This is a genomic window from Pseudoalteromonas sp. Z1A8 (assembly GCF_011378855.1).
Lineage (GTDB): Bacteria > Pseudomonadota > Gammaproteobacteria > Enterobacterales > Alteromonadaceae > Pseudoalteromonas.
Map to the genome: position 1 here is coordinate 19,650 of NZ_WTLB01000048.1, position 9,714 is coordinate 29,363.

10 protein-coding genes are annotated in these 9,714 nt (G+C 39.3%); 5 read left to right on the top strand and 5 right to left on the bottom strand.

The genetic code is table 11. The features are described 5' to 3' along the window. Positions 1-71: 71 nt before the first annotated feature. The gene (locus tag GQR55_RS16140; RefSeq protein WP_166421411.1) at positions 72-1,289 is read right to left on the bottom strand and encodes a pyridoxal phosphate-dependent aminotransferase; all 1,218 of its coding nucleotides are present in this window, start codon (positions 1,287-1,289) and stop codon (positions 72-74) included. A gap of 367 nt (positions 1,290-1,656) precedes the next feature. Then, complete coding sequence (locus GQR55_RS16145; RefSeq protein ID WP_002959674.1) at positions 1,657-2,001, bottom strand: Hpt domain-containing protein; 345 nt, start codon at positions 1,999-2,001, stop codon at positions 1,657-1,659. Between the two features lie 138 nt (positions 2,002-2,139). Between GQR55_RS16145 and GQR55_RS16150 the strand changes: the two genes are divergently transcribed. Together GQR55_RS16150 and GQR55_RS16155 are read left to right on the top strand one after the other, a co-directional pair. Further along, positions 2,140-2,736, top strand: a complete 597-nt coding sequence (locus GQR55_RS16150; protein WP_166421412.1) for a tRNA-uridine aminocarboxypropyltransferase — start codon at positions 2,140-2,142, stop codon at positions 2,734-2,736. Between the two features lie 24 nt (positions 2,737-2,760). Next, complete coding sequence (locus GQR55_RS16155; RefSeq protein ID WP_165727525.1) at positions 2,761-3,543, top strand: CLCA_X family protein; 783 nt, start codon at positions 2,761-2,763, stop codon at positions 3,541-3,543. A gap of 48 nt (positions 3,544-3,591) precedes the next feature. Here GQR55_RS16155 and GQR55_RS16160 read toward each other — a convergent pair whose 3' ends face one another. Further along, the gene (locus GQR55_RS16160) at positions 3,592-4,155 is read right to left on the bottom strand and encodes a cysteine hydrolase family protein (protein WP_024592527.1); all 564 of its coding nucleotides are present in this window, start codon (positions 4,153-4,155) and stop codon (positions 3,592-3,594) included. Between the two features lie 99 nt (positions 4,156-4,254). On the opposite strand from GQR55_RS16160, the gene GQR55_RS16165 reads away from it, so the two are divergent. Continuing rightward, positions 4,255-5,178 (top strand): helix-turn-helix domain-containing protein, encoded by a 924-nt coding sequence (locus GQR55_RS16165; protein WP_166421413.1) that lies wholly within the window; start codon positions 4,255-4,257, stop codon positions 5,176-5,178. Between the two features lie 229 nt (positions 5,179-5,407). Here the strand turns inward: GQR55_RS16165 and dcd are convergent, their stop codons facing one another. Next, positions 5,408-5,992, bottom strand: a complete 585-nt coding sequence (gene dcd, locus GQR55_RS16170; protein ID WP_007582539.1) for a dCTP deaminase — start codon at positions 5,990-5,992, stop codon at positions 5,408-5,410. Positions 5,993-5,998: 6 nt separating this feature from the next. Then, on the bottom strand, positions 5,999-7,075 hold the full coding sequence (gene apbC / locus GQR55_RS16175) for an iron-sulfur cluster carrier protein ApbC (protein ID WP_165741044.1): 1,077 nt from the start codon (positions 7,073-7,075) through the stop codon (positions 5,999-6,001). 187 nt (positions 7,076-7,262) lie between these two features. On the opposite strand from apbC, the gene metG reads away from it, so the two are divergent. Both metG and GQR55_RS16185 read left to right on the top strand, forming a co-directional pair. Beyond that, positions 7,263-9,284 carry a methionine--tRNA ligase gene (metG, locus tag GQR55_RS16180; RefSeq protein ID WP_166421414.1) on the top strand — a complete coding sequence of 674 codons (2,022 nt, stop codon included), beginning with the start codon at positions 7,263-7,265 and terminating at the stop codon, positions 9,282-9,284. A gap of 128 nt (positions 9,285-9,412) precedes the next feature. Then, positions 9,413-9,706 carry a hypothetical protein gene (locus GQR55_RS16185; RefSeq protein ID WP_240916892.1) on the top strand — a complete coding sequence of 98 codons (294 nt, stop codon included), beginning with the start codon at positions 9,413-9,415 and terminating at the stop codon, positions 9,704-9,706. Positions 9,707-9,714: the final 8 nt, after the last annotated feature.

The following is a 9,714-nucleotide window of genomic DNA, read 5'->3' on the forward strand; positions in this document are numbered from 1 at the left end:
TATATCTAGTATATTCATGACTAAAGTAAAAACGAGCCAAATTTGGCTCGTTTTTTTATGAATTTAAGTAATTATACTTGTCGGTAATCTTTAAAAAAGCGTTTCATTTTTAACATCGCATCGGATAAATCATCTTTGCTTGGTAAAAATACTAATCTAAAGTGATCAGGCTCTGGCCAGTTAAACGCCCTGCCATGTACGAGTAATATTTTTTCGGCTTTGAGTAAATCGTACATCATCTTTTCATCATCTTTGACGTTAAAAAGTGCTGTATCTACTTTGGCAAACGCATAGAGTGCGCCCTTAGGTTTTTTACAACTAATGCCTTCAATAGCATTTAACCCGCGCCATGCAATATCACGCTGCTCATATAAACGACCACCGGGGTCTATTAAACTATCAATTGATTGCACACCGCCCAACGCTTGTTGAATCGCATATTGTGCAGGTACATTTGCGCACAAACGCATAGAAGACAATATCTCCAAGCCTTTTCGTAAATCATCCATTACCGAGGTACGACCGCTTAGTACCATCCACCCCATTCTTAGCCCTGCTGCACGGTAAGTTTTAGCTAAACCATTAAAAGTAATGATTGGTACATCATCACAAAGTGAGCCAATAGAAGTATGCGTTATACCGTCGTATAAAATCTTTTCGTAAATTTCATCGCTCAATAACAGCAGTTTATGCTCACGCGCTATATCAATTAATTGCATTAGCAAATCGTCGCTATAAACGGCACCAGTAGGATTATTTGGATTAATTAATACCAGCGCTTTTGTTTTAGATGTAATTTTACTTTTTATATCTGCAATGTCCGGAAACCAATCTTGCTCTTCATCACATAAATAATGTACCGGATTACCACCCGAGAGCGTCACTGATGCAGTCCAAAGTGGATAATCTGGAGCAGGAATAAGCACTTCGTCGCCATTATTTAATAGCGCTTGAGTGATCATTTGAATAAGTTCGCTGACGCCATTACCAATATAAATATTATCTACATCTAAATTATGTAATCCACGTTGTTGGTAATGCTGATAAATAGCCACGCGGGCTGAATAGAGGCCTTTAGAGTCACAGTAACCTTGGGCTGAATATAAGTTGCGGATAATATCGCGGTGCATATCTTCTGGCATATCAAAACCAAAAGCAGCCGGATTACCTATATTCAATTTTAATACTTTTTGACCTTCGTCTTCCATTTTTTTAGCTTGCGCTAAAACTGGCCCACGAATGTCATAACATACACCTTCTAATTTGTGACTCTTTTTAATATCAGACATTTTTACCTCTTTAGGGCGTATTGACTTTATGGATTAAATTTGTTCAACCTAGGGGCGATTTAATCGCGGCGCGAGATTTGTAACCTAGTGGGCTAAGTAAAAATTGAGTAACAAAGAAAAAATAGCCCCTAGGAAGAACCCTCTGGGCAATGCGTGTTTGGATTTTATGTGTTGTTATCGCCTATTTATGTGGAAAAACCACACTGCATAGGCTCTGCCTAACCTAAAAACCAAACACTCGTTGCAAATTCAATCCCGAAAGATCAACACGCCCTAGTGAGTCTTTAGACTAACCTAGTAAAGGCGTAAAATGCCAGCCTATTTAAACGCTTAATACTGAAATAAATTCACGTTTCAGTTTCAATAATTAACGAGATGCTAACCATTCATTTAGCTTAGCTTGAGAGCCTGTTACTTGAGCCATTAAACTATTAGATGCGTCGATGGCTTCAGCTAAGTTATCTAGGTTTAAATTTTGTTCAATAACGCGAGACACTTCAGCAAGGCTTGAAGCCCCAAACTGCGCCGCGTTAGATTTTAAGCTGTGAGAGTGACGAATAGCCGCTTCTTTGTCTTTACCAATAGTCGCTAAAACTTCTGAGCCTAATCGTTCAAACTCTGAGCAGCAAAAATCAAGTGTATCAGCGAACTGCTCACCCAATAACGATTCCATACTCTCTAATGCTGATGTATCTATATTTATTTCTGTCATATTTTTAAGCCCTTGAAACAATCCATGTAAATTACAGTTTAATAGTACTACTTTATATTGATGCGTAAAAAAAACCAACTTAATTACCTTATAAATGTATAATTATGAAGATCATACTGGCAACAAAAAGCTTATTAAATGGCACGCACACTTTGTAATCATTGTAACTTTGCACTAAACACCTGTATTTGCAGCGCAATTACAAACATAAACAACAACGTTACGGTTATTATTCTACAGCACCCAAGCGAAGAAAAAATAGCAAAAAATACCGCTAAGCTACTTAATTTATGCCTAACTGATTGCCAAATAATCAAAGGTGAAAATAATGATGACTTTTCTATTCTTAAAACACTACCAGTGAGCTCTACTGTTTTACTCTACCCTAACGAAAATGCTATAAATTTAGACGACAACGCTAAGCAAGCAAGTATAAATAACATTACCCACTTAATAGTGGTTGATGGTACATGGAAAAAAGCTTATAAAATTTTACAGCTCACTCCATTACTAAATCAGTTCAAAACGGTCAGCTTTAAACAACTACCTAAAAACCGTTATGCTATCCGTAAAGCCCCTCGGGCCGACAGCCTATCCACACTTGAAGCTGTAGCGCATAGTTTGTTTTTAATAGAGCAGCTAAATCCCGCACCACTTTATAATGCGCTTAATGAATTAATACAAAAACAAACCCAACACATGCCCGAGCACGTAAAAGCACGTTACTTAGATTAAACTCGTTACTATATGAAACTTGCAATGCGTAACTACCCTAACAGACTAAAACGTGGCTTTACTCGCCAAGGACCCGACTATCGCTTTGACGACCAAGTCGACTTTAGCGATATAAGAGATACCTTCGGCTTTAGATCAATGGTCGTTGGTAAATGGGTAACTAAAGAAGAGCGCTATATTAGCGCCAATTTAATTTACGATGCACTGGCAGACCTTGCGCAAATACTGCATTTACCGCCTAAAGCGATTGGTCTTCGTGGCAAACTTAATTTTGCATTTGGGCATGGCGGTCAAAAAGGTGTACAAGCGCATTATAATGCAGCTTCTCAAACGCTTGCCCTTGCAAAAAATGCAGGCGGTGGTGCACTTGCTCACGAATGGTTTCATGCGTTTGACCATCATATAAGCGAGCATTTATTTGCAGCAAAACCACGATTTGGTTTTGCCTCAAAATTATGGCTTTCAAACACGCCTAATTTATCGCATCCACTTAATAATGCTTTGAACAGTTTTTATAAACATGTATTTTTAGATGAGCACGGCGTTGATGCAAATAACTTTGTACAAACGTGTATAGAACACGATAAAGCCCACAATATGAATTATATGAGCATGCCAGAAGAGCTTGCAGCACGGTGTTTTGAAGCCTGTATTGAGCAGCATTCAAATATAAAAAATAGCTTTTTAGTGGGGGGCTTACAAAGTAGTAATTTAATATACCCAAATATTGGGCATATTAATAAAGCAAATGAAGCGCTTAACCAGTACTTTGAACTACTGGGTTATGCGCTTCATAAAATGGATTAAATCAGCTCTTAAAGTGATGCTTAGCTAAACCATTACCTGTACTAATGGTTAGCGAACTAAATCTAGTAATTTGTCTGTGCTCTGAACATTACAATAACCAAAGCTCAATGCAGCCATAAATGCATGATGAACATTATGTGCAGATACTACCACCCCATTAAATTCAAGATCTAATGTAGCACAAGCATCATGTGCTACATGACATTCATAGCCAAAATCTACTGCAGCACGAGTGACAGCATCAATACACATATGGCTCATAGCACCAACAATAATCAACCTTTCAACGTTGAGCTCTTCTAGTACTCTTTGTAAATCTGTATCGCGAAAACTATTTATTTGATGCTTTAAAACGACCGGCTCACCTTCAATTGGAGTAACCGTAGGATGGATTTTCGCACCATCAGAGTTAGGCACAAAGAACGGAGCCTCGTCAGAAGGAAACTCATGACGAACATGAACTACAGGCATACCATTATCACGAAATTGAGCTAGTAGTATTGCTGCATTTTCTGAGGCTTTTTCAGTTCCAGACAGAGGCCATTTAGCTCCTTCGAATGTAGAGTAATAATCGTTTTGTAAATCAATAAGTAGTAATGCTATGTTAGACATAATAATCTCTCTTATGTTGTTTAGGTTATCTGTTGAGACTATTATGCAAAACATCAACTCATTACACCGATGGCGAAATAGCCATAAATCAGTTTAAAAATGACAAAGCATGTTCAGATCACAATTATCGACTACCCCAACGCCCTACAAAGTGCAGTACAAGGCTTTAAAGAGTTATTTTTTTTAGCAAACAGGATAGTTATAGAAAGCCAGCTTGAAGTTCAGTTCTCTGTAAAGGTCATTCAGCCCGATATAGATTTAGATGGGATGAGCCAAAATGATATTATTATTCTCCCACCAAACTTAGATGGTGATTATTTCTTCACGCCTCAACCCAAGTTGTTGCAATACCTCAACGAGGCTCATCAAAAAGGGACTATATTATGCTCTGCTTGCGCTGGTGCATTTATACTTGCCAAAACAGGCTTATTAAATAATCGTGTTGCTACAACACATTGGCAATTAGCTGATGAATTTCATGAGGCATTCCCTAAAGTATCTCTTGAGATTGAAAGTTTACTAATTAATGACGGTGATATTATTAGCGCAGGTGGGCTGATGTCATGGATTGATCTAGGGCTAGAAATCGTGGCTCAATTCACAAAACCACACGTTATGCGTACACTTGGAAAGTTTCTTATCGTTGATACGGGTAGAAGAGAACAACGCTATTACGGTAGTTTTTCGCCAAAACTTAATCACGGGAATAAACAAATATTACTAGTTCAGCATTTCATTCAAGCAAATTATAGTAAAACACTGAATGTTTCTGTACTAGCAGCTTTGGCCTGTATGAGCGAGCGAACATTTCTTCGACAATTTACCCATGCCACAACATTAAAGCCGATACAGTATATTCAAAAAATAAGAGTGCAAAAGGCATGTGAGCTATTAGAATCGACCACTCACAGTTTTGAGCGAGTGGCTCTGAATATTGGCTATGACGATGTAAACAGTTTTCGCAAAGTATTTATTAAGATAATCGGATTAAGCCCTACGGCGTTTAAAGAAAGATTTGTTTGAATAGATAGTACCAAAGGGAAGAATCATTAATTACCGTTGTATTCTCACTTCACTATTAAAATAAATGGCTATTATTGTAAATATTGAATTAAAGGTATAAAGCTTTCATCTTTATACTTAGCAAACTTGTTGCACCCACTTAATAAAGCAAATGAAGCGCTTAACCAGTATTTTGCACTACTGGGTTATGCGCTTCATAAAATGGACGAATAAAAGCTTTATTTAGTGGTTACTTATCGTCACTAATACGACTTGCTACTGCACTGTTTTGATCTTTATATTTTGCATCTTTACGGATGTTGTATGGGTTTTCACACGGGCCCGATAGCATTTCAAAGCTCATAGCCCCAATTTTCATCAGTGGGCGAAGCGCGAGTGGTAATTTACCTGAGTTGTAAAACTCTAAAACAATATTACCGCTCCAGCCTGGATCTATTCGGTGCGCAGTTACATGCACCATTAAACCTAAACGCGCAAGCGATGAGCGTCCATCTAACCAGCCTACTATGTCTGCTGGCAGAGTTACTTTTTCGTGTGTTATAGCAAGTGCAAGTTCACCTGGGTGTAAAAAGAATGCTTCACCTTCATCAAGCACTATTTCTTCACTCATGATTGATTCCATGGCTTTATTTAGCTGATCTTTTGGACCACTTAAATCGACGTATGCCGCGTTGTGTGCATTAAAAGTTCTGAATTTATTACCTAATCGCAAATCGGCAGTTACGCCTGAAATCATGTCACTTGTTGGCGCAGGCTCAATAACAATGCGACCATCGCTTAGGTATTCATTAATATGTGTGTCTGAAAGTCTCATTATTTACTAATCTTCTGTAATCACAATTTCAATCGCATTGTGATGCTGTTGATAATAAAGCGTGCTGGCTATAAGCCTCGCTGCTGCGCTGTATGTTTTGCTTATTGCCGCGTCGTTATCGTTGGCAATAAGTTTTCCTTGCTCAGAATACTCGCGTATATCTATTGCAAGAGGAATATGACTAAGTACGGGTACGCCGTGCTTGTGCGCAAGTTTTTGTGCGCCGTCTTTACCAAATACGTGGTTAGCTTCGCCGCAATGGCTGCAAATGTAATAACTCATGTTTTCAATTAAGCCCAGCACTGGCACGTTTACTTTATTAAACATGGCAATGCCTTTTTGCGCATCGGCAAGGGCTAAGTCTTGCGGCGTAGTGACAATAACAGTGCCGCTCGCGGGTACTTTTTGGCTCATTGTAAGTTGAATATCACCAGTGCCCGGTGGCATATCTACAATTAAGTAATCAAGCTCGCCCCAATCAGTCTCGTTAAGCAATTGGCTAAGCGCGCCTGAAGCCATTGGCCCGCGCCATACGGTGGCATCATCGCTTGGGACTAAAAAGCCAATTGACTGCGCTTTAATGCCATTGGCATCAAAAGGCTGTAGCTGTTTGTTATCTTTAGTGACGGGCTCTGCGCCCACTAATCCTAAAAGCATTGGGATAGATGGGCCATAAATGTCAGCATCTAAAATACCCACCTTTGCGCCTTCATTTTTAAGCGCGCCTGCCAAGTTAACAGCAGTAGTCGACTTACCTACCCCACCTTTGCCTGAGGCAATAAGTACAATATGTTTAATCGCTTTAAACTTAGCCGCCTCTTTAATGATAACCTTGGCGCTAATAGTTACAGGCACATTTAAGCTTTCACATACGTGTTGCTCAACTAAAGGCATTTCTGATTGCCCAGCAAATGGCAGAGTTAATTTGATTTGTAGTGATTTATCGTCATTTTGAGTAATAGTATTAATGAAGCTTTCGTCAATACCGACGGCAAAAGCCGCACTACGATATGCCGCTAAGGCAGTAATAATCGGTTGTTTTTGCACCGATTTAGAAGAGAATAGTTTCGACAGTCCAAACATAGCAATTAAATAGCGTTTCTTTGATGAAAAGTGCCACGGAATTATGTAACATTCAGGGCATTAACACCAGTCAATTAATAAAAATCCATAAGCTGTGCGCACTCTAAGCAGATAGCTTGTAGATAAATTAATGATAATTGCCGTTTGTATAATAAAAACGGCGTTTTATCCTCAATTCGGAATGATTATGACGCAGCGAAAGATCCTGATTACCAGCGCATTACCTTATGCAAATGGCCCTACTCACCTAGGTCATTTATTGGAATATATTCAAACTGATATTTGGTCACGTTTTCAAAAACTACAGGGCCACGAAGCTTATTATGTTTGCGCAGACGATGCCCACGGCACGCCAATTATGCTTAATGCGCAAAAGCAAGGGATCACGCCTGAAGAAATGGTAAAACAAGTGAGCATAGAGCGCCAACGCGACTTCGCTGACTTTAATATCAAATTTGATAACTACCACAGCACGCATAGCCAAGAAAACAAAGAATTAAGCGAACTTATTTATAACCGCCTAAACTATGCCGGTCATATTAAAAAGCACACTATTTCGCAATTATTCGATCCAGAAAAAGGTATTTTCTTACCCGATCGTTTTGTAACTGGTACTTGCCCAACGTGTAAATCTGAAAACCAAAACGGCGACAGTTGTGATTCGTGTGGTGCTACATACAGCCCTACCGAACTCATTAATCCGCGTTCTGTAATGTCAGGTGCAGAGCCTGTACTTAAAGATTCTGAACATTACTTTTTTGACCTGCCAGCATTTGAAGGCATGCTAAAAGAGTGGTTACACTCGGGCACTATTCAACAAGAAATGGCTAACAAGCTAGACGAATGGTTTACCGATGGCCTGCAGCAGTGGGATATTAGCCGTGATGCGCCTTACTTTGGTTTTGAAATTCCAAATGCACCGGGCAAATATTTTTACGTTTGGTTAGATGCACCTATTGGTTACATGGCGAGCTTTAAAAACCTATGTGATAAAAAAGGCATCAACTTTGATGAGTTTTGGGCTGAAGGTTCAGACGCTGAGCTTTATCACTTTATTGGTAAAGACATCATTTATTTCCACAGCTTATTTTGGCCAGCAATGTTAGAAGGCGCTAATTTTAGAAAGCCAACTAACGTATTCGCTCATGGTTTTGTTACTGTAAATGGCGAAAAAATGTCTAAATCAAAGGGTACGTTTATTAAAGCGCGTACTTATTTAGATAACTTAAACCCAGAGTACTTACGTTACTACTACGCAGCAAAATTAAGCAGCGGTATTGTTGATCTTGATTTAAACCTAGAAGACTTTGCACAACGCGTAAATTCAGACCTAGTAGGTAAAGTAGTAAACATAGCGAGCCGTTGTGCTGGCTTTATTACTAAAAAGTTTGATGGCAAGCTAAGCAGCACTATTATGCAACCAGAGCTGTTAGCAGAGTTTCAAGCGGCTGCACCTAGCATTACAACACACTATGAGAACCGCGATTACAGCCGCGCAATTCGCGAAATAATGGCGCTTGCCGACAAAGCAAACCAATTTATTGATGGCGCAGCACCTTGGGTATTAATTAAAGACGACACTAAGCAACAAGAAGCGCACGAAGTGTGCTCTCTTGGTCTTAACTTATTCCGCGTTTTAATTACTTACTTAAAACCCGTACTACCAGAAATGGCCGATAACGTACAAGCGTTTTTAAATGACGACCTTGCATGGGACGGCGTTCAAAACGCACTAGTAAGCCACCCTATCAATAAATTTAAGCCGTTGATGCAACGTGTTGAAATGGATAAAGTGAACAAAATGGTTGAAGAATCTAAAGAAAGCTTAGCGCCAACAGTAACTATTGACCCTAACAGCCCACTTGCAAAAGAGCCAATTAGCGACGAAATAGAGTTTGATGACTTTGCAAAAGTAGATTTACGCGTAGCTAAAATTGCTAAAGCAGAACACGTAGAAGGCGCAGATAAACTACTTAAGCTAACACTTGATTTAGGCGGCGAAACTCGCCAAGTGTTTGCGGGTATTAAATCAGCTTACGCTCCAGAGGATCTTGAAGGCAAGCTAACCGTTATGGTTGCTAACCTTAAACCTCGGAAAATGCGCTTTGGTATGTCTGAAGGCATGGTATTAGCAGCAGGCCCTGGCGGAAAAGAAATTTATATTCTTAACCCAGATGACGGCTCAGAGCCTGGTATGCGCGTAATGTAATATTACTCATACAATAAAAGCCGCTGATATATCAGCGGTTTTTTTATGGGCAAAAGTAATGTTTAGTCGTATATTAAGCCTAGCCGTTTATACAAACGCCTTTGCATTAAATTAAGTGAATTATAATTATGACCCAAATTTTAGATGCCAACAGAACAAAAGTAAGTAGCCAAATAAAGCAACACAAATTAGTCGCCATACTGCGCTTAAAGCAACAAGGTGATGTAGCACCATTAATTGATTGTTTAGTTAATGCGGGCATAAACGCACTCGAGATCACGTCAAATACACCAGGCTTTGAGCAAGAAATAGCAAAAGCGCGTGCAGCTCATAAAAATGCACTCATTGGCTGTCTCTTGATCACAAGTCTGGCTCAAGAGATTTTGCTAAATCGTAGCCTTCCAGGATGGCTTGTAACTTAAGCCATCCT

Bases quoted from the DNA above. Each gene is read 5' to 3' on its own strand.
- GQR55_RS16140 (WP_166421411.1), bottom strand. From the start codon at position 1,289: ATGTCTGATATTAAAAAGAGTCACAAATTAGAAGGTGTATGTTATGAC.
- GQR55_RS16145 (WP_002959674.1), bottom strand. From the start codon at position 2,001: ATGACAGAAATAAATATAGATACATCAGCATTAGAGAGTATGGAATCG.
- GQR55_RS16150 (WP_166421412.1), top strand. From the start codon at position 2,140: ATGGCACGCACACTTTGTAATCATTGTAACTTTGCACTAAACACCTGT.
- GQR55_RS16155 (WP_165727525.1), top strand. From the start codon at position 2,761: ATGCGTAACTACCCTAACAGACTAAAACGTGGCTTTACTCGCCAAGGA.
- GQR55_RS16160 (WP_024592527.1), bottom strand. From the start codon at position 4,155: ATGTCTAACATAGCATTACTACTTATTGATTTACAAAACGATTATTAC.
- GQR55_RS16165 (WP_166421413.1), top strand. From the start codon at position 4,255: ATGACAAAGCATGTTCAGATCACAATTATCGACTACCCCAACGCCCTA.
- dcd (WP_007582539.1), bottom strand. From the start codon at position 5,992: ATGAGACTTTCAGACACACATATTAATGAATACCTAAGCGATGGTCGC.
- apbC (WP_165741044.1), bottom strand. From the start codon at position 7,075: ATGTTTGGACTGTCGAAACTATTCTCTTCTAAATCGGTGCAAAAACAA.
- metG (WP_166421414.1), top strand. From the start codon at position 7,263: ATGACGCAGCGAAAGATCCTGATTACCAGCGCATTACCTTATGCAAAT.
- GQR55_RS16185 (WP_240916892.1), top strand. From the start codon at position 9,413: ATGACCCAAATTTTAGATGCCAACAGAACAAAAGTAAGTAGCCAAATA.